Source organism: Pandoraea sp. NE5, from assembly GCF_024363545.1.
Taxonomy (GTDB): Bacteria; Pseudomonadota; Gammaproteobacteria; order Burkholderiales; family Burkholderiaceae; genus Pandoraea; species Pandoraea cepalis.
In genome coordinates this window covers 1,927,601-1,945,631 of record NZ_AP025517.1, presented here as the reverse complement: position 1 = coordinate 1,945,631, position 18,031 = coordinate 1,927,601, and the positions used below count along the sequence as shown (strand labels likewise).

Below are 18,031 nucleotides of genomic sequence, written 5' to 3'. Positions count from 1 at the left end.
GTCGGCCCCTTATTTCTTCGCCTTCTTGTCGGCCGCATGGCCCTTGAAGGTACGGGTGAGAGCGAACTCACCCAGCTTGTGGCCGACCATGTTTTCCGTCACGTACACCGGCACGTGTTGACGGCCGTTATGCACAGCGATCGTCAGGCCGATGAAATCGGGCAGGACGGTCGAACGACGCGACCAGGTCTTGATCGGCTTTTTGTCACGCGATGCAGCCGCCGCTTCCACTTTTTTCAGCAGGTGAGCGTCGCAAAACGGACCTTTTTTAACAGAACGAGTCATTTGCTAGCTCCAATTAACGCTTCTTGCGACGCTGAACGATCATGCTGTCGGTGCGCTTGGTCGAACGGGTACGCTTACCCTTGGTATGCTGACCCCACGGGCTGACCGGATGACGACCCGCCGCCGTACGACCTTCACCACCACCGTGCGGGTGATCCACCGGGTTCATCGCCACACCGCGAACGGTCGGGCGAATACCGCGCCAACGCTTTGCACCGGCCTTGCCCAATTGGCGCAGGCTATGCTCTTCGTTACCGACTTCACCGATGGTCGCGCGGCACTCGATGTGCACGCGACGCACTTCACCCGAACGCAGACGCACTTGAGCGTACGTGCCTTCGCGAGCCAGCAGCATGGCCGACGTGCCGGCGGCACGGGCGATTTGCGCACCCTTGCCCGGCAGAAGTTCGATGCCGTGAATCGTCGTACCGACCGGGATGTTACGGATCGGCAGGGTGTTACCCGATTTGATCGGGGCTTCCGAGCCGCTCACCACTTGCTGGCCGACGGTCATGCCCTTCGGTGCAAGGATGTAACGACGCTCGCCGTCGGCGTAGCACAGCAGAGCAATGTTCGCGCTGCGGTTCGGATCGTATTCCAGACGCTCAACCTTCGCCGTGATGCCGTCCTTGTTGCGACGGAAATCGACGATACGGTAGTGTTGCTTGTGACCGCCACCCATATGACGGGTGGTGATGTGACCGTTGTTGTTACGGCCAGCGGTCTTGCTCTTGGTATCGAGCAGCGGGGCGAACGGCTTGCCCTTGTGCAGATCCTTGTTGACGACCTTGACCAGCGAACGGCGGCCCGGCGACGTCGGTTTCGTTTTGACGAGTGCCATGATTACTTGGCCTCCGCTTCAAAATTGATTTCCTGACCCGGCTTCAGGCTCACGTAGGCCTTCTTTTCATGGTCGCGACGACCCATGAAGCGGCCAAAGCGCTTTTGCTTGCCCTTGCGGTTCAGAATCTGCACCGACTCGACTTCCACCTTGAAGAGAAGCTCAACCGCAGCCTTCACTTCTTGCTTGTTCGCGTCGCGTGCGACTTGGAACACCACTTGTTCGTTCTTGTCAGCCACCAGCGTCGCCTTTTCGGAGATCACCGGCGAGAGCAGGACCTGGTACAGACGATGGTCATTTTTACGCACGTCGCTCATGACAGCATCTCCTCAATCTTGGCGATCGCGCCCTTCGTCACCAGCACCGTCTTGAAGTAGATGAGCGACAGCGGGTCGGCGAAACGCGGCTCGGTGACGGCAACGTGAGCCAGATTGCGCGAGGCCAGGAACAGGTTCTCGTCCACGCTATCCGTGATCAGCAGCACCGACTCAAGACCCATGGCCTTGATCTTTTCAGCGAGCAGTTTGGTCTTCGGCGCATCCAGCTTGATGTCCTCGACCACCGACAGACGACCTTCACGGGCGAGCTGCGACAGAATCGAGCACACACCCGCGCGGTACATCTTCTTGTTGACCTTGTGGGTGAAGTTCTCTTCCGGCGAATTCGGGAAGATACGGCCACCGCCGCGCCACAACGGGCTCGACGACATACCGGCACGAGCACGACCCGTACCCTTCTGACGCCACGGCTTCTTGGTCGTGTGCTTGACCTGTTCACGGTCTTTCTGCGCACGATTGCCGCTGCGGGCGTTGGCTTGGTAAGCCACCACAACCTGATGGATCAGCGCTTCGTTGTAGTCACGGCCGAACACGACGTCCGACGCGTTGACCGCTGCGCCTTCCTGACCTTGCTCATTCAGGAGCTTCAGTTCCATTGTTACGCTCCCTTCGCGAGTTTGGCCTTGACAGCCGTGGTCACGAAAACCTTGCCTTCGTTGGCGCCCGGAACGGCACCCTTCACGAAGATCAGGCCACGTTCAGCGTCAATGCGCGCGATTTCGAGATTCTGCACCGTCGTGGTGACATCGCCCAGATGACCCGTCATGCGCTTACCCGGGAACACACGGCCCGGATCCTGCGCCATACCGATCGAACCCGGCACGTTGTGCGAACGCGAGTTACCGTGCGAAGCGCGGCCCGAAGCGAAGTTGTAGCGCTTGATGGTACCGGCGTAGCCCTTACCGATCGACACGCCTTGCACGTCGACCTTCTGGCCCACTTGGAAGAGATCGACGCCAACGGCTGCGCCCGGCTGCAGTTCAGCAGCTTTGGCAGCTTCGACGCGGAATTCCTTGAGGATTTCACCGGCTTCGACACCCGCTTTCGCGTAGTGGCCGGCGGCGGCTTTGGTCACGCGCGTGGCGCGACGGTTACCGAAAGTGACTTGAACGGCCGTGTAGCCGTCCGTTTCATCCGTCTTGATTTGCGTCACACGGTTGTTAGACACGTCGAGCACGGTGACGGGAATCGAATCGCCGTCGTCCGTGAAAATACGCGTCATGCCAACCTTGCGACCGACAAGGCCAAGGCTCATGATTTTCTCCATTCCCGACTGCGATTGGCCGGGGCTAAATGATAAAAGGATGGTCCACGGACGTGGGCCATCTTTTAAAAACTACACTTGAGCCCGCCATTATAGACGAGCTTTTATCGCTTGACAAGTGTTGCTAATTCGCATAACAAAAGCCCCGCCGAGTCAGTATTGGCGGGGCTTTCCAGCGCAAAGTCGCGCTCAAGCCTTACTGCAGCTTGATCTCGACGTCGACGCCAGCCGGCAGGTCCAGCTTCATCAGTGCATCAACGGTCTTGTCCGTCGGATCGACGATGTCCATCAGGCGCTGGTGCGTGCGGATTTCGAGCTGGTCGCGCGAGGTCTTGTTGACGTGCGGCGAACGCAGGATGTCGAAACGCTCGATGCGCGTCGGCAGGGGCACCGGGCCCTTGACGATCGCGCCGGTGCGCTTGGCGGTTTCAACGATCTCGGCGGCCGACTGGTCGATCAGGCGGTAATCGAAAGCCTTCAGGCGGATGCGGATTTTTTGGTTCGGCATGTCAATTCTCCAAAGAGCATGGCAGCCCTCGTTCGGGTGCCGGGTAAATCACAAAGAGCAAACACAGCTTCGGTGACGGGAGCGCCAGGGCCCCCGTCATCCGTCAATCCGTCATTAGTCTTCGATCTTCGCAACCACGCCGGCGCCGACAGTACGGCCACCTTCGCGAATTGCAAAACGCAGACCTTCTTCCATGGCGATCGGCTGGATCAGGTCAACCTTGATCGACACGTTGTCGCCCGGCATCACCATTTCCTTGCCTTCCGGCAGGGAGATCGAGCCCGTCACGTCCGTCGTACGGAAGTAGAACTGCGGACGGTAGTTGTTGAAGAACGGGGTGTGACGACCACCTTCGTCCTTCGACAGGATGTAGACCTCGCCCGAGAACTTGCGGTGCGGCTTGATCGAACCCGGCTTGGCCAGAACCTGACCACGCTGGACGTCTTCACGCTTCGTGCCGCGCAGCAGAATACCGACGTTATCGCCTGCCTGACCTTGGTCGAGCAGCTTGCGGAACATTTCGACGCCCGTGCAGGTCGTCTTGTCGATCTTCGGCTTGTCGCCGTCCATGGCGATACCGACGATTTCGATTTCTTCGCCGACCTTGATGATGCCGCGCTCGATACGACCGGTCACCACGGTACCGCGACCCGAGATCGAGAACACGTCTTCCACCGGCATCAGGAACGTGCCATCCACAGCGCGTTCCGGCGTCGGGATGTACGTGTCAAGGGCTTCAGCCAGCTTCATGATGGCTTCTTCGCCCAGGGCACCCTTGTCGCCTTCCAGCGCCAGCTTGGCCGAACCGTGAATGATCGGCACATCGTCGCCCGGGAAGTCGTACTTCGACAGAAGCTCGCGCACTTCCATTTCGACCAGCTCGAGCAGCTCGGCGTCGTCGACCATGTCGCACTTGTTCAGGAACACGATGATGTACGGCACGCCAACCTGACGAGCCAGCAGGATGTGCTCGCGCGTTTGCGGCATCGGGCCGTCGGCAGCCGAGCAAACCAGAATGGCGCCGTCCATCTGGGCAGCACCGGTAATCATGTTCTTGACGTAGTCGGCGTGGCCCGGGCAGTCAACGTGTGCGTAGTGGCGGTTAGCCGTTTCGTACTCGATGTGTGCGGTGTTGATGGTAATACCGCGTGCCTTTTCTTCCGGTGCCGCGTCGATGTCCGCGTAGTTCTTGGCTTCACCGCCGAACTTCGACGAAAGCACCGTTGCGATAGCGGCCGTCAGGGTCGTCTTGCCGTGGTCGACGTGACCGATGGTGCCGACGTTGACGTGCGGCTTGGTCCGCTGAAACTTTTCCTTTGCCATTTCCGAATCCTCAGATACTGAATAGACGATTAAACAGTGCGCCGGGCGCTGCACCTCGTGGTGCAGACGCCCGACAATTCAATTACTTGTTCTTGTTGCTGATGATGGCTTCGCTCACGTTCTTCGGAGCTTCAGCGTAGTGCTTGAACTCCATCGTGTACGTGGCGCGGCCTTGCGTGGCCGAACGCAGCGACGTCGAATAGCCGAACATTTCCGACAGCGGAACTTCGGCGCGCACGATCTTGCCGCCGCCGACCATGTCGTCCATGCCCTGGATAATGCCGCGACGCGACGACAAGTCGCCCATCACGTTACCCATGTAGTCTTCCGGCGTTTCCACTTCCACGGCCATCATCGGCTCGAGAATGACCGGGCTGGCGCGGCGCATGGCTTCCTTGAAAGCCATCGAACCGGCCATGCGGAACGCGTTTTCGTTCGAGTCCACATCGTGGTACGAACCGAACGTCAGGCGAACCTTGACGTCCACCACCGGGAAGCCGGCCAGAACACCGCTCTTGAGCGTGTCCTGAATCCCCTTGTCGACCGCCGGGATGTATTCGCGAGGAATGACACCACCCTTGATCTCGTCGAAGAATTCGTAGCCCTTGCCTTGCTCGTTCGGCTCCAGCGTGATGACAGCGTGACCGAACTGGCCGCGACCGCCCGACTGCTTGACGAACTTGCCTTCAACGTCCGCGGCCGACTTGCGAATGGTTTCGCGGTAGGCAACCTGCGGCGCGCCGATGTTGGCTTCCACGCCGAATTCGCGCTTCATGCGGTCAACCAGAATTTCGAGGTGGAGCTCGCCCATGCCCGAAATGATGGTCTGACCCGATTCTTCATCGGTCTGCACGCGGAACGACGGGTCTTCCTGCGCCAGGCGGTTCAGGGCGAGGCCCATCTTTTCCTGGTCGACCTTGGTCTTCGGCTCGACAGCCTGCGAAATCACCGGCTCCGGGAACACCATGCGCTCGAGCACGATCGGGGCGGTCGGGTCGCACAGCGTGTCACCCGTGGTCGCATCCTTCAAACCGACGGCTGCGGCGATGTCGCCTGCGCGCACTTCGTCGATTTCTTCGCGCTGGTTCGCGTGCATCTGCACGATACGGCCGAGGCGTTCCTTCTTGCCCTTGACCGAGTTCAGCAGCGTGTCGCCCTTGTTCACCACGCCCGAATAGACGCGGAAGAAGATCAGCTGGCCGACGAACGGGTCCGTCATGATCTTGAAGGCCAGCGACGAGAACTTCTCGTCGTCCGCAGCGCGACGTTCGATCGGCTGCTCCTTCTCGTCCGTACCCTTGACCGGCGGAATGTCGACCGGCGACGGCAGGAAGTCGATCACGGCGTCCAGCATACGCTGCACACCCTTGTTCTTGAACGCAGTGCCGCACAGCATCGGCTGGATTTCGCAGGCGATGGTACGCAGACGAAGACCTTCGATGATGTCAGCCTCGGAGAGGTCACCCTCTTCCAGGTACTTGTTCATCATCTCTTCGCTCGACTCGGCAGCGGCCTCGACCATGCCTTCGCGCCACTTCTGGGCTTCCGCCAGCAGTTCGGCCGGAATTTCGACGTAGTCGAACTTCATGCCTTGCGACGCTTCGTCCCAAATGATCGCCTTCATCTTGATGAGGTCGACCACGCCCGTGAAGCTTTCTTCCGCGCCGATCGGCACCACCACCGGCACCGGGTTGGCCTTCAGGCGAGTCTTCAACTGGTCGTAGACCTTGAAGAAGTTCGCGCCGGTACGGTCCATCTTGTTGACGAACGCCAGACGCGGCACGCCGTACTTGTTGGCCTGACGCCAAACGGTTTCCGACTGGGGCTGCACGCCACCCACGGCACAGTAGACCATGCACGCGCCATCGAGAACACGCATCGAGCGCTCGACTTCAATCGTGAAGTCGACGTGACCCGGGGTGTCGATGATGTTGATGCGGTGCTTCTGGTAATTGTTCGCCATGCCGGACCAGAAGCAGGTCGTGGCAGCCGACGTAATCGTGATGCCACGCTCTTGTTCCTGCTCCATCCAGTCCATCGTCGCGGCGCCATCGTGCACTTCACCGATTTTGTGGTTCACACCGGTGTAGAACAAAATGCGCTCGGTCGTCGTGGTCTTGCCTGCGTCGATGTGAGCGCTAATACCGATGTTGCGGTAGCGCTCGATAGGGGTTGTACGAGCCACTTTAAGCCTCTTTCAATGTAGCCGCCATTTTTGAGGGGGCTACTAACACAAACGGGCGAGGCGCAATTTCTCATGCGCACCCGCCCCGGTTTCTGCTCTAGGTACTGCTTGCCAGCGTCAGAAGCGGAAGTGCGAGAATGCCTTGTTGGCTTCGGCCATGCGGTGAACTTCGTCACGCTTCTTCATGGCGCCGCCACGGCCTTCCGAGGCTTCGATCAGCTCACCTGCCAGACGCAGGGCCATCGACTTCTCGCTACGCTTTTTCGCGGCCTCACGCAACCAACGCATCGCCAATGCCATACGACGCGACGGACGCACTTCGACCGGAACCTGATAGTTTGCACCGCCAACGCGGCGGCTCTTGACTTCAACCACCGGCTTCACGTTACCGAGCGCCGTGTTGAAGATTTCCAGCGGATCCTTGCCCGCCTTGGTTTGGATCTGCTCGAAAGCACCATAAACGATGCGCTCTGCAACCGACTTCTTGCCGGCAAGCATGAGCACGTTCATGAATTTAGCGACATCAACGTTGCCGAACTTCGGATCGGGCAACACTTCGCGCTTGGGGACTTCGCGACGACGCGGCATGATTTCTTCCTTAATAAATTCAGTTGGAGCTTCGCTCCAAGTCACCTACTAGCCACTTCCTGGCCGAGTGACCACTTACTCAGTGACGATGTACCACCATCACCGAACGTATGTCCGCTGAGCCGCTTAGGCCTTCGGACGCTTCGCGCCGTACTTCGAACGGGACTGCTTACGGTCCTTGACGCCTTGCGTGTCGAGGCTACCGCGCACCATGTGGTAACGCACACCCGGCAAGTCCTTCACACGACCGCCGCGAATCAGCACGACCGAGTGTTCCTGCAGGTTGTGGCCTTCACCGCCAATGTACGAAATGACTTCGAAACCGTTGGTCAGGCGCACCTTGGCAACCTTACGCAGTGCGGAGTTCGGCTTCTTCGGCGTCGTCGTGTACACACGGGTGCACACGCCGCGACGCTGCGGGCAGTCCTGCAGGGCCGGGCTCTTGCTCTTGATTTGAGCAGAGGTGCGCGGCTTGCGGACCAATTGGTTAATCGTTGGCATTGTGATTTCCTAAATGTGTCAAAAGCATGAAAACCAAGGCGGGCCGTCATGCAGATTTACTGCGCATTCACCCGGCTATTCTTGCGGATTGCCCGCACCTAAACGCTTGATGCATAAGCATTTTGCATTGGACACGCGCATACCGCCGGAAAAACCGGAGCCTGCGACTATACCTCTGGTCAGCGCAAGTGTCAATGCACTTGCACGCAAATTCACCCCGTAAGTCGTTGATTGTTAACGCGTTGCCGAGCGCCGCCTTGGGTCGTCACGCGGCGGTATGGGTTGAGCGAATGTCCTCGCGGGTGCCAAACCGCAAACGTTGGCGTTCCGACGCGACAACCGAAATCGTTGCAACAGGAATACTCCGGGCCACCACGGGAAGCGTCCTGTGACATCAACTGGAGTGACCGCGATGTATTTTGCGATTGGAGAATGGCTCACGACTGCGCTGGCAGTGTCGAACGCAATGCCGTATCCGGACCTTGTCGCGTACACCCATAGCATGACGACCGACCTCAGACAAATTACGTCGGCGCCAGTCTCAGCCAGCGCCCAACGTGCCACACCTCGCCATGCGGACGCTGTCGCCAACGGCACGTCGTTCGACTGGTCGCAGCCCCCGGCGACCCGCGCACGGGTATTCGCCGAGCGGTTGAAGGACGTACGGCCAGTTTGCGTGGTCGGCAGCGGTAACGACCGCGAAAATTGTCTGCTCGACCTCACACCGGGCCTGAACGTCAACGTCAGCGCAAGCCGTCTGATGCTGGCGGGCTGCGAAGCGTCGCTCCCGGCGACGATCCGCGATGCGCTCTCGCGCGACGGACGCGATGCCAGCGCTCTCGAGCGTGCATTTTCCGCAACCTTCGCTGCGGAGTCGCATGGGAAATTCTCCGTAGCGGCGATCGAGCGGCGGATCACCCAGCGCCTTCGCGAAATGTCGCCGGGCATGCATCACCTGCTGCGCCGGGCCGACGTCTACCTCGAGATGCCGCGGGTCACGTTCCTGCGCGTGCTGACCAGCCAGCAGGAAGCCCGACGCCATCACGTCACAGCCGCCTTCACCGACCCGCCCATTCGTCACGTCACCGGCGCCCCGGACGTGCGCGACGCCATGCTTGGCGCCTACATCCGACTCCCGATCGGGGGTGCCGTCCACACGTTCCTCGTCTCGCTCGCCACGCCGAATACCGTTGAGGTGATTCGCCAGGATTCGCGCACCCACGCCGATCAGCACCTGCCAGCCCTCTTCGGCGACGTCCCGGAATACTTTCAGGCCACTCGTTTACAGATGCGCACGGTAGGGCCGGGCGACGACATCGTGCGAACACTCGCGGAGTGGCTCCATGACGGTCATCAACGCTATCGCGACTTCGCCCGCAGCGAAACGCGCGAGTGTCTCGCACCGGAATCGCATCGCCACGTCGTACAGCAAACATGCCCGTCGGCCGCCCCGCCACGAGCACCCACCGCAGCGCAGACGCCACCGCCGACTGGCACCGCCCCGACCTTCGCCCGTTCGCCGCGCGCTCGACAGCCCTCGGTCGCCGAAATCGCAGAAGCCATCGCGATGCTAGAGCGTCTGGACAAGCGTTACCGTTCGCTGGGACGCCCTCGCTTCGGGTGACCGGCACAATGCTTCGCCCGGCGCCCTCCCCCAGGAACGACCGCCGGGAGTCACGTCTCCGGTCCGTCACCGTGGAATGATATGCACGCCCTATCAAATCTCGCAGCCTCGCCTGTCGTGTCCGGCGTAACGGGTGTCATCCCGCGCGTTTTTCACGGAGGCGCGAATTCGTACACTCGGAGGTTTAGGCGGCGAGTCCTCCTGCCCTGACGCGAGCCCACTATCAGCCATGCAGGCGAGTTTCGAAAAAGACAGCATTCTGGTGCTCGATGTCGACGGCACTCTGACCGATTCGGAGCGAATTCATCAGCGCGCGCTGCTCGGCGCCATGACGTCGCTGGAATTCGAAGACCTGAACACCGACTGGGGCAGCTACCCGCATCACACCGACACCGGCATTCTGATTCATGCCCACGCGGAGCACGGACGCGCGCTGCCGCAGCCGCACGATCTGGCGCGCTTCGAGCACGAGATCGACGAGCGCTTCACCGCGCTGCTCAACGCGCACGGTCTGGCCGAAATCCCGGGCGCTCGTGCCTTCGTCGACGCGGCACACCGATCGCGCTGGGGGGTCGTGTTCGCCACAGGGGGCATCCGGCAGGTCAGCCATCGGAAGCTGCGTTCCGTCGCTATCGAATACACCGACGCGATGCTCATCACCTCCTCCGAATACAGTTCACGCGAACAACTCGTCGCGGAGGCGATCAAGCGGGCACAAGCCGGCTACGGCATTACACATCCGCGTGCGGTCGTCTCGATCGGCGACGGGATGTGGGACCTGAAAGTCGCGCGCCGTCTCGGCATTGATTTCGTTGGGATCGGCTCACGCCGCTCGCGCTCGCCGCTATGCGCCGAAGGGGTGCCCGTCTACGACGATATGTGGGATGCCATGCACTGGCTCACGCCGGGCCGCGGACGCGCATCAGGTATTCGCTTGGCGTCACGCCCATGAAGCGGCGGAACATGGTGGAAAACGCGCTCGGGGTGTCATAACCGACCTCGAGCGCCACCTGCGTGATGGGCCGCCCAGCGCCCAACATTGGCAGCGCACCCAGCAGGCGCATGTGCTGACGCCATTCCCGGAACGGCAAGCCGAACTCTGTCGTAAAGCGCCGCTCCAACGTGCGGCTCGATGCGCCGACATCCAGCGCCCAATCCTGCAGGCTGCGGGGATCCGAAGGCGTGTTCAGGTAGATATCGAAGATCTTGCGCAGACGGGCGTCGCGCGGCACCTGCAAGTGCAGCGGCGACTCGCTCTTCCATTCCACTTCCTCGAGCAACAGCGCCATGACGAGGGCGTCCTTGCCGTCGGGCGACCAATCGGCAGGAAGCGCCATCGCGCGCAGGATCAACTCGCGCAACAGCGCGGACACGCCGATGACCACCGGCGCGCTGGGCGCCGACATCCCGCATCGCGCCACGTCGACGTAGATCGTGCGCATTTCGACTCGGCCCCGCATGCGCACTTCATGCGTGACTTCCCCCGGCATCCACAGCGCGCGTTGCGGCGGTATGACCCAGAGCGACGTCTCGGTGCGCACTTCGAGAATGCCGGCACTCGCGTACATCAGTTGCGCGCGCCCGTGGCGGTGCGGGTGCACGACGAAGCCATCCGGGTAATCTTTCGCCAACGCGCCCACGGGGCGGTCTTGACCCTGAAATCCCAGGGGTACCCCAGTTGTGATCGGCATCGGCACCAGGCCTTTCAAAGGCGTAATTTTTGGGTCGTTTTTGGCGATTGCGCCAGCGTAACACCGGGTAGCGCCGCCCACCAAACCGAATCCCTTGCCGCGTCGGCGCAAAGCCAACACGGCTCAAAACGGCTTGACGATCACGAGCGAGACGATCGCTGCCATCGAGACCAGCGTAATGGGGAGCGCTCGCCGAAAGAGCGCCGGGGACGTCGTCACGCCATCGCGCTCCAGCCGCCTGAGCGTGGCGGACAGGCGTCCATGCAATCCCGAGACGATCACCACCAAAACCAGCTTGACCATCAGCCATGGCGCACTCCACCAGTTCGCCATGACGGCCATCGCGGGGCCGGTTATCCACACCACGATCAACGCGGGCGACGCCAGTCCGTAATCCGCCCGCCGCGCGATGCGCCGCCACTCGGGCTGCGTCAAACGCCCGCCCAACGCCATCGCCACCAGGCCGGCGATAAACGTGATCACTGCAATCAGATGGATGGCCTTGATCCATAGATAGAGCATTGCGGTCTCCTCAGGGCTTCGATTTATTATTTCAAATTCAGCAACAGTTGCTTGTCATAACTCATCTTTATCGCCAAATGACACAGCAATACACTTCAACTGTCGACGATGAATAACACATCGCCTCTTTCAAAAGACAGGAGAAAACATCATGCAACGCACCCTCATTACCTCTGCCCTGGTTTCCGCAATGCTGACCCTCTCGGCCGGCTCGGCTTTCGCCAGCGACGCGTTCGACGGTCCCTCGGAATTCTCGTGGGTGCCGCAAACCAGCGTCCTGAGTCGTGCCCAAGTCCGCCAGGAACTGGTCCAGGCGCAACAAGCAGGACTGGTGGTTCAACACGATGCCGTGTACCCAAAGGCTGCGCCCAGCGCGCAACCGACGGCCGCCAGCACCTCGATCACGATGGGTTCGGTGGGTGGCCAGCAAAGCGCCGGCTCGACTTATTTCGGCTCCTAATGTAACTCGCCGCGCCGCGGGCCTCTCCAAAGGGGCCGCGGCGCGGCGCGCGTTCTGCGCATAACGACGCGCCGGCGATTGCTGGCGCTCACTGTGATCTCCGGTCGGCCCCCGACCCAAGACTCCTGTCGCTGTGCGTAGTGGTTCAACGCACAGGACTTTGCCCGTCGCTCCGGCGACGGGCTTTTTTAGCGGACCTGGCAGCCTTCAGGAGGCCCGCGATCCCGTGACAGGAAACGACGAAGCCCGCCTAAGCGGGCTTCTGGTCGTTGATGGGACGACGGACAACGCTTACTTCGACAGCGACGTCGCGAGAAACTCGAGCGCGCGCCCGTGGGCGAGCGCCGCCGACGGCTGATGGTAAGACGCGCGCGCCCAGCAGTTGAAACCGTGGTCGGCGTTGGGATACACGAACACTTCCGTGTTCGGACGCGACTTCACCGCTTCGCTCACCGACGTCACGATATCCGGCGTGATATGGCTATCGAGCGCCCCGTAGTGGAACTGCACCGGCACATTCAGCCGGGCGGCTTCGCCCAGATAGTTGTGAATGCCGCCACCGTAGTACGGCACGGCGGCGTCGACCAGCCCGCGTGCGGCGCTCAGGTAGGACAGCAGTCCGCCGAAGCAATAGCCGACCGCGGCAATCTTTGCATGGGCATCGAGCTTGCCGCGCAGCGCCTTGGCCGTCGCTTCGATATCGGTCACGGCCTTCTCGATGTCGATCGATTGGCGCAGTTCCATCGCGCGCGCCCAGTCGTCGCCCGAGTAGCCAAGTTCGACGCGCGGGGCGGCACGCCAGAAGATATCCGGCGCGAGCACCACATAGCCGTCCATCGCGTATTGATCGGCAACGCCGCGAATGTGTTCGTTCACGCCGAAGATTTCCTGCACCAGCACGATACCCGGTGCCTTTGCGACCGGCCCCGACGGCGGCAATGCCAGATAGGCATCGAAGGCGCCGTCCACGGTTTCGACACGGATCCATTGACTGTTCGACACGGAAGTTGCTCCATCAAAAAAAGGGGAATTGCCCGCGCGCGACAACCACCGAGCCACTGCAGGGATCGGGCGCGACCGCGCGCAGTCAGGCCGAATCAGTATAGGCACTTTCGCGCTCGCGCACAGCGCTCGGCCAAGCCCGCCGCACAAGGCCCTGCAGGGGGCACGACGCGTGCCCACTTTCGCATCTCTCGGCTCACTCTGCTTGTATCGCAGATGCGGTGAGGTGCGCCGTTTCGACGACCGAACCCAAACCTTCCGATCACGCTGAGCGGGCACCGTCGCTTCATCGTTTCATCGTTTCGTCGTTTCGTCGCTTCGTCCCTTAGCTCTCTCGCCATCCCCCGTGATGCCCCTTACATGTCGTTACCGCCCCCGGGCCGGTCGACGGATGCGCGTTACGCTTGCCACAGGCGTTCGATACTGCCGCGAGCCAATTTAATACGGAATCCATATCATGAAGATAGCAACGCGCCATGCCATCAGCACCATTGCAATGTCGCTGGCATTGACAGCCACCGGCATTGCCACGGCCGACACATTATCGAGCACAGCGCGAGCGCAGAGCGCGCCGCCGGCCGCCGACGCCGACAACAAGCACGACATGCACGACGCCATCGACATCCCGCCCCCACCGCCGCGCATGGGTCGGCCCGTCGGCGGACCGGGTCCGCAGGGTGGGGCCGCGCCTGCCTTCGCAGCCATTCGCACCATCGACGAAATTGCGCACTGGTACCGCGTTGGCGGTCATCCCGAAGATGTCTTGCCGTTCTATCGCGAGACGCTCACGCAAACGCGCGACCCGATGCTGCGCCGTCATCTGCGCGACGCCATCGCGCGCGAGACGTTGAAACCGGCCGACACCACGGCAGCCATCGCGACATTGCGCGCGCAATTGCGCGAGGATCTCGCCGCATTGCCGCCGTCACCGTCACTTGACGCCAGGCGCCGCTGATGGAGTCGCGCGATAACGAACACGTCAATCCCGTGACGCCGCCATGATTTGCGCGTTCCATTGCGGCAGCCACGTCAGCAAGAACTGCGCGAATCCCTCAGCCGCCGGCGACGCTGCACGCGAGAGCGATCGGTACACACAGACCTGACGAATCGTCTCGGGCGAGACAACGCGGCGCATCACCAGACCGAACGGTGGCGCGAGCGCCGCCACGTAGCCGGGTGTCAGGGTGGCGGCCAGCCCTTGCGACGCGACGCCGAGCGCGGTCGTCACGTTATCGACCACGTCGATAGGTGTAATGCGCGCATCGGGCGGCGCAGACAAGCGCATCTGCGCAACGCTGCGTTCGTGATCGCGTCCCGCGGCAACGAGCGGCGTATCGCGCAGATCCGCCCAACGCACGCGCCGGCGTCGCGCGAGTGCGTGGCCCGGCGCACACCACAACACCCACGGGCTGTCGAATGCTGGCGCCCCGGCGACATGCGCGCCCGTTGCGCGATTGGGGCCGATCGCCAGATCGAGGTCGCCGTTGGCCACGTGATCGACGAGCGCATCGACCGGCGTATCGACCACGCGCACCACGACCTTGGGCCGTAGGTCGGCGTAAGCGCGAATCGCGGCGGGCAGCGCCATGCTCGCGAGCACCAGCGGCGCGCCCACGCGCACGATGCCGGCAGCACGGTTGCGCACGTCGTCAGCCGTTTTCTCAGCCGCCTGCACATGCCGAATCACCGACTCCGCCGACGCAAGAAAATCACGCCCAGCACTGGAGAGCGCCACACGCCGGGTGGTGCGGTCGAAGAGCCGAAAGCCGAGGACCGATTCGAGTTCGGCAACGAGTTGGCTCACGGCCGACGAGGTAAGCCCCAGGCGATTGCCCGCCTCGGCGAAGCTGTGCAATTCGGCAATGGCCACCAGCGCCTCGAACTGGCGGAGTGTGATGCGGGTCAGGGGCATGTCGTGTCGATGATCAAGTCTCGCCTACGAATATACCGGCATCGATGGATTGTCCCGAAGACGCGTGGCGCTCACCAGCGGCTTGCGCACTTCCCATTGAAGCGAGGACCGCCCTGCCGAACGTCATTGTCCTCGCCAAGGAATCCGTCACTGCGGGTACAGGCCATGTACCCGCCCGAACAGGCGCGTCAGGCCGAGCAATGCGTCGATGTTGGGCGCAGGAACCGACACGCGCTGACCGATCTCGCGCACCACGCTCACCAGCGCGTCGAGTTCGATGGGACGGTGCGCCTCCACGTCCTGCAGCATCGACGTCTTGAACGCCCCCAGCTTCGCCGTCACGGCATGCCGGTCATCGGGCGACTGTTCGATCGCGCAGCCGATCTTGGCCCCAATCGCCGCCGCCTCCGCCATCGCCGCCGAGCAGAACGCGCGCACGAGCGGGTCGTCCAGTAACCGGTCGATCGTCGCGCCCGTGATCGCCGACACGGGGTTCATCGTCAGGTTACCCCACAGCTTGTACCAGATGTCGAGACGCACGTGCTCCGACGCCTTGACTTCAAAACCCGCCCGCGTCAGCAACCCCGCGAGCCGCTGCACGCGCTCGCTCTGCCCGCCGCCCGGCTCGCCGACGATGAGCCCACGCCCCATCTTGTGATCGACCACCCCCGGCGCCGATGTCGCCGCACTCGCATGCACCACGCACCCGATCACATTGGCCAGCGGAATCGCCGCGCCAATCGCCCCGTCCGGATCGACGCTCGTCAGCGGATCGTCGCCAAAGGGCGCCACCCCCTTGCAGAACCACCACGGCACGCCGTTCATCGCGGGCAACACCAGTGTTTGCGGGCCGAGCAGGGGCGCCACGGCGCTCGCAACCTGCGCAAGCGCGGGCCCCTTCACCGCAATAACGATCAGGTCCTGCACGCCGAGCTTGCCGGCGTCTTCCAGCGGAAGCGCCGCGTCCACGGGCGCGATCGTCACCGTCTCGCCCTGCTTCACGCGCCAGCCATGCTCGCGCAACGCCGCCAGCGTCGCACCGCGCGCCAACGCGCTCACGCGCGCTTCCCCCGCCGCCGCCAGTCGCGCGCCGAGCAAGCCGCCGATGGCGCCCGCGCCAATGATCGTCACCTTCATCCCTTCACTCCTGTCGTTGCGCCGCGAGTCGATAGTTTTCCTTGAATCGCTCCGGCACACGTTCGTCAAACCCCAGCGCCACACGGCGCACTTCAGGACTGTCGCCCGGCGGGTGCCCCACACCGAGCGCCGCCGCGCGTGGTGCATCGATCCCCACGACCTGCCCCACAAGGCAACCGAGTCCGGTGATCTCGCACGCCACCCGATCCCCCGCGTCCACCGAGCGGGAATGACAGGGCGTGCCCATCAGGATCACGTCGCCCGGCAGCAGCGTGATATGTCGCGCAATGTCTGCGATCACGTAGTGCGGGCCCCAGATCGTCTCGTCACCGATGTGCGCCTCCTGCACGACGCGTCCATTGCGATAAGTGCGCAACGTCTGCTCGAACAGGTTCACGCCGCGCACGATGCCCGGGCCGATCGGCAACAGGGTGTCGGCCCCCTTCACGCGCAACATCGACCCTTGATCGGTGTCGCGAAAGTCCTGCAAACCCATGTCCAGCGCCGGGCAGAACCCCTCGATGTAATCCCACGCCTCATCGGGAAGCACATTGCGGCACGTACGCCCGATCACCACCGCGTACTCGCCCTCGTAGTTCAGATACCGACAATCCGCCGGCTTGAGGATCTGGCCGTTATGCCCATTCAACGAGGTCGGTGGCTTCGTGAAGTACGTCGGCGTGTCGGTCGGCTTGGGCCGGTTGCGCGTCTCCATGCTACGCGAGCGATACGAGATATGCACGGCGATGATCTTTGACGGATCCACCGGCGGCAGATGCGCCACCGCCTGCGGGTCCACCGTACGTCCATCGTCGAGCCGCAACAACCCGCGCTCGTGCCCGTCCTCGACGATCGTGCCCCAGAACGCACTGCCGCCCAACATTACGCGACGACGCTCGACGCGCGGGCCGCGCATCACGGCAGGCAATTCTCGCAGCGGAAATTCGAAGTCCATGGTCGCGCCCCGTCAAATCGTATCGAACCAGACATGCACATTGCCGGTGCCGCGTGCGTTCTCGTATTCAGACAGCACCGTGCCCGGGTGACGGCTCGCCGCACCGCCCAGCGCCCCGATCATCTGCAGGTAATGCGCGCCGTGCGCCTCCCACGGGCGCTTGCGGTAGTCCTCGTCCCAGTTCGCCAGAATCCGGTCGTGACGCCCTTCCCGAAAAGCCTCGATGGCACGCTTGTCGCTCTCGATGTTCTCGGGGCGCGACACATTGCTCTCGTGGAAGATGCGCGGATGATGGGGCTGCCAGTCGATGCCGTTGAACCGGTGACTCAACGAACCCGATGCCAGCATCACCACGCGCAGAGGACTGCGGCGAATCGCCTCGCCGATCGCGTCACCCGATTGCAGAAAATGCTTCGTCTCGCAGTTCTGACACGAACTCACGGTCACGACCGGCCACGCGTCGAGCCGCATCTGTTTGATGACGTTGATCGTCGGGTAATGGCGCGGCAAGTCGGGATGCAACACCGCGCGGGCGCGCACGCCGCGCTCGCGTGCCACGGCTTCGACGCTCAGCGCCAGCTCGGGATGCCCACGATAATCGTAAGGCACGCCATGCAGATACCAGGGCATCTCGTCGGAGATGTACATGCCCGAATAGTGCGCCCCGCCGTCGATCAGGTGATAACCGGTGGTGAACCAATGCGAGTCGAAAATCACGATGACGTCCGGACGCGCCGCCACGACGCGCTCACGCACCCGCGCATAACCGGCGATCAAGTCCGAATCGGTGCCCGCGCCCTGCAGCACGCGGAATTCCTCACACTGCATCAGTCCTGGGTGATGCGAGACCAGCGCCGCGCCGACGATCTGTCCCATGGGGCCCTCCTCTTTTCTC

General features: G+C 62.4%; 21 protein-coding genes. 4 read left to right on the top strand and 17 right to left on the bottom strand.

Annotated features, from left to right (window positions below):
* Nucleotides 1–9 precede the first annotated feature (9 nt).
* From rpsS to rpsL, 10 genes are all read right to left on the bottom strand, one after another.
* Complete coding sequence (gene rpsS, locus PanNE5_RS08845) at nucleotides 10–285, bottom strand: 30S ribosomal protein S19 (protein WP_010804133.1); 276 nt, start codon at nucleotides 283–285, stop codon at nucleotides 10–12.
* A 13-nt stretch (nucleotides 286–298) separates the two neighbouring features.
* Entirely contained in the window at nucleotides 299–1,126 is an 828-nt protein-coding gene (rplB, locus tag PanNE5_RS08840; protein ID WP_017235799.1) for a 50S ribosomal protein L2, read from the bottom strand.
* A gap of 2 nt (nucleotides 1,127–1,128) precedes the next feature.
* Entirely contained in the window at nucleotides 1,129–1,443 is a 315-nt protein-coding gene (rplW, locus tag PanNE5_RS08835) for a 50S ribosomal protein L23 (protein WP_017235800.1), read from the bottom strand.
* Nucleotides 1,440–2,060 (bottom strand): 50S ribosomal protein L4, encoded by a 621-nt coding sequence (gene rplD / locus PanNE5_RS08830; RefSeq protein WP_017235801.1) that lies wholly within the window; start codon nucleotides 2,058–2,060, stop codon nucleotides 1,440–1,442. The genes rplW and rplD overlap by 4 nt, the downstream gene beginning before the upstream one ends.
* Before the next feature lie 2 nt (nucleotides 2,061–2,062).
* Nucleotides 2,063–2,719: a 50S ribosomal protein L3 gene (rplC, locus tag PanNE5_RS08825; protein WP_026132333.1), complete on the bottom strand. Its 657-nt coding sequence runs from the start codon at nucleotides 2,717–2,719 to the stop codon at nucleotides 2,063–2,065.
* A gap of 205 nt (nucleotides 2,720–2,924) precedes the next feature.
* The gene (gene rpsJ, locus PanNE5_RS08820) at nucleotides 2,925–3,236 is read right to left on the bottom strand and encodes a 30S ribosomal protein S10 (RefSeq protein WP_017235803.1); all 312 of its coding nucleotides are present in this window, start codon (nucleotides 3,234–3,236) and stop codon (nucleotides 2,925–2,927) included.
* A gap of 114 nt (nucleotides 3,237–3,350) precedes the next feature.
* Nucleotides 3,351–4,559: an elongation factor Tu gene (gene tuf, locus PanNE5_RS08815; RefSeq protein ID WP_150563290.1), complete on the bottom strand. Its 1,209-nt coding sequence runs from the start codon at nucleotides 4,557–4,559 to the stop codon at nucleotides 3,351–3,353.
* 82 nt (nucleotides 4,560–4,641) lie between these two features.
* Nucleotides 4,642–6,744: an elongation factor G gene (gene fusA, locus PanNE5_RS08810; RefSeq protein ID WP_130027429.1), complete on the bottom strand. Its 2,103-nt coding sequence runs from the start codon at nucleotides 6,742–6,744 to the stop codon at nucleotides 4,642–4,644.
* Between the two features lie 117 nt (nucleotides 6,745–6,861).
* A complete protein-coding gene (gene rpsG, locus PanNE5_RS08805; protein WP_017232357.1) occupies nucleotides 6,862–7,332 on the bottom strand; it encodes a 30S ribosomal protein S7 in 471 nt (156 codons plus the stop codon).
* A 126-nt stretch (nucleotides 7,333–7,458) separates the two neighbouring features.
* Nucleotides 7,459–7,833: a 30S ribosomal protein S12 gene (rpsL, locus tag PanNE5_RS08800; protein ID WP_017232358.1), complete on the bottom strand. Its 375-nt coding sequence runs from the start codon at nucleotides 7,831–7,833 to the stop codon at nucleotides 7,459–7,461.
* 412 nt (nucleotides 7,834–8,245) lie between these two features.
* Here rpsL and PanNE5_RS08795 point away from each other — a divergent pair, with 412 nt between their 5' ends.
* Entirely contained in the window at nucleotides 8,246–9,457 is a 1,212-nt protein-coding gene (locus PanNE5_RS08795) for a hypothetical protein (protein WP_261939631.1), read from the top strand.
* Nucleotides 9,458–9,686: 229 nt separating this feature from the next.
* Nucleotides 9,687–10,409, top strand: coding sequence for an HAD family hydrolase (locus PanNE5_RS08790; protein WP_150552126.1), 723 nt, complete (start codon nucleotides 9,687–9,689; stop codon nucleotides 10,407–10,409).
* Here the strand turns inward: PanNE5_RS08790 and PanNE5_RS08785 are convergent.
* Both PanNE5_RS08785 and PanNE5_RS08780 read right to left on the bottom strand, forming a co-directional pair.
* Nucleotides 10,357–11,148, bottom strand: coding sequence for an AraC family transcriptional regulator (locus PanNE5_RS08785; protein WP_026131672.1), 792 nt, complete (start codon nucleotides 11,146–11,148; stop codon nucleotides 10,357–10,359). The two genes, PanNE5_RS08790 and PanNE5_RS08785, sit on opposite strands and share 53 nt — an antisense overlap.
* Nucleotides 11,149–11,271: 123 nt before the next feature.
* Entirely contained in the window at nucleotides 11,272–11,670 is a 399-nt protein-coding gene (locus tag PanNE5_RS08780) for a CopD family protein (RefSeq protein WP_261939630.1), read from the bottom strand.
* Between the two features lie 151 nt (nucleotides 11,671–11,821).
* On the opposite strand from PanNE5_RS08780, the gene PanNE5_RS08775 reads away from it, so the two are divergent.
* The gene (locus PanNE5_RS08775) at nucleotides 11,822–12,130 is read left to right on the top strand and encodes a DUF4148 domain-containing protein (protein WP_017232363.1); all 309 of its coding nucleotides are present in this window, start codon (nucleotides 11,822–11,824) and stop codon (nucleotides 12,128–12,130) included.
* 291 nt (nucleotides 12,131–12,421) lie between these two features.
* On the opposite strand, the gene PanNE5_RS08770 is transcribed toward PanNE5_RS08775, so the two are convergent.
* Nucleotides 12,422–13,132 (bottom strand): dienelactone hydrolase family protein, encoded by a 711-nt coding sequence (locus PanNE5_RS08770; protein ID WP_017232364.1) that lies wholly within the window; start codon nucleotides 13,130–13,132, stop codon nucleotides 12,422–12,424.
* Between the two features lie 457 nt (nucleotides 13,133–13,589).
* Here PanNE5_RS08770 and PanNE5_RS08765 point away from each other — a divergent pair, with 457 nt between their 5' ends.
* Entirely contained in the window at nucleotides 13,590–14,087 is a 498-nt protein-coding gene (locus PanNE5_RS08765; protein WP_261939629.1) for a hypothetical protein, read from the top strand.
* Nucleotides 14,088–14,111: 24 nt separating this feature from the next.
* Here PanNE5_RS08765 and PanNE5_RS08760 read toward each other — a convergent pair whose 3' ends face one another.
* From PanNE5_RS08760 to PanNE5_RS08745, 4 genes are all read right to left on the bottom strand, one after another.
* Nucleotides 14,112–15,044, bottom strand: a complete 933-nt coding sequence (locus PanNE5_RS08760) for a LysR family transcriptional regulator (RefSeq protein WP_261939628.1) — start codon at nucleotides 15,042–15,044, stop codon at nucleotides 14,112–14,114.
* 147 nt (nucleotides 15,045–15,191) lie between these two features.
* Entirely contained in the window at nucleotides 15,192–16,181 is a 990-nt protein-coding gene (locus tag PanNE5_RS08755) for a 2-dehydropantoate 2-reductase (protein ID WP_261939627.1), read from the bottom strand.
* Nucleotides 16,182–16,185: 4 nt separating this feature from the next.
* The gene (locus PanNE5_RS08750; protein WP_017232368.1) at nucleotides 16,186–17,136 is read right to left on the bottom strand and encodes a fumarylacetoacetate hydrolase family protein; all 951 of its coding nucleotides are present in this window, start codon (nucleotides 17,134–17,136) and stop codon (nucleotides 16,186–16,188) included.
* A 12-nt stretch (nucleotides 17,137–17,148) separates the two neighbouring features.
* On the bottom strand, nucleotides 17,149–18,012 hold the full coding sequence (locus tag PanNE5_RS08745; RefSeq protein WP_017232369.1) for an extradiol ring-cleavage dioxygenase: 864 nt from the start codon (nucleotides 18,010–18,012) through the stop codon (nucleotides 17,149–17,151).
* Nucleotides 18,013–18,031 lie beyond the last annotated feature (19 nt).

Bases quoted from the DNA above. Each gene is read 5' to 3' on its own strand.
- rplW (WP_017235800.1), bottom strand. From the start codon at position 1,443: ATGAGCGACGTGCGTAAAAATGACCATCGTCTGTACCAGGTCCTGCTC.
- PanNE5_RS08745 (WP_017232369.1), bottom strand. From the start codon at position 18,012: ATGGGACAGATCGTCGGCGCGGCGCTGGTCTCGCATCACCCAGGACTG.
- PanNE5_RS08775 (WP_017232363.1), top strand. From the start codon at position 11,822: ATGCAACGCACCCTCATTACCTCTGCCCTGGTTTCCGCAATGCTGACC.
- rpsL (WP_017232358.1), bottom strand. From the start codon at position 7,833: ATGCCAACGATTAACCAATTGGTCCGCAAGCCGCGCACCTCTGCTCAA.
- PanNE5_RS08780 (WP_261939630.1), bottom strand. From the start codon at position 11,670: ATGCTCTATCTATGGATCAAGGCCATCCATCTGATTGCAGTGATCACG.
- PanNE5_RS08755 (WP_261939627.1), bottom strand. From the start codon at position 16,181: ATGAAGGTGACGATCATTGGCGCGGGCGCCATCGGCGGCTTGCTCGGC.
- rplC (WP_026132333.1), bottom strand. From the start codon at position 2,719: ATGAGCCTTGGCCTTGTCGGTCGCAAGGTTGGCATGACGCGTATTTTC.
- PanNE5_RS08750 (WP_017232368.1), bottom strand. From the start codon at position 17,136: ATGGACTTCGAATTTCCGCTGCGAGAATTGCCTGCCGTGATGCGCGGC.
- rpsS (WP_010804133.1), bottom strand. From the start codon at position 285: ATGACTCGTTCTGTTAAAAAAGGTCCGTTTTGCGACGCTCACCTGCTG.
- PanNE5_RS08765 (WP_261939629.1), top strand. From the start codon at position 13,590: ATGAAGATAGCAACGCGCCATGCCATCAGCACCATTGCAATGTCGCTG.
- rpsJ (WP_017235803.1), bottom strand. From the start codon at position 3,236: ATGCCGAACCAAAAAATCCGCATCCGCCTGAAGGCTTTCGATTACCGC.
- PanNE5_RS08795 (WP_261939631.1), top strand. From the start codon at position 8,246: ATGTATTTTGCGATTGGAGAATGGCTCACGACTGCGCTGGCAGTGTCG.
- rpsG (WP_017232357.1), bottom strand. From the start codon at position 7,332: ATGCCGCGTCGTCGCGAAGTCCCCAAGCGCGAAGTGTTGCCCGATCCG.
- PanNE5_RS08760 (WP_261939628.1), bottom strand. From the start codon at position 15,044: ATGCCCCTGACCCGCATCACACTCCGCCAGTTCGAGGCGCTGGTGGCC.
- PanNE5_RS08790 (WP_150552126.1), top strand. From the start codon at position 9,687: ATGCAGGCGAGTTTCGAAAAAGACAGCATTCTGGTGCTCGATGTCGAC.
- PanNE5_RS08785 (WP_026131672.1), bottom strand. From the start codon at position 11,148: ATGCCGATCACAACTGGGGTACCCCTGGGATTTCAGGGTCAAGACCGC.
- rplB (WP_017235799.1), bottom strand. From the start codon at position 1,126: ATGGCACTCGTCAAAACGAAACCGACGTCGCCGGGCCGCCGTTCGCTG.
- tuf (WP_150563290.1), bottom strand. From the start codon at position 4,559: ATGGCAAAGGAAAAGTTTCAGCGGACCAAGCCGCACGTCAACGTCGGC.
- rplD (WP_017235801.1), bottom strand. From the start codon at position 2,060: ATGGAACTGAAGCTCCTGAATGAGCAAGGTCAGGAAGGCGCAGCGGTC.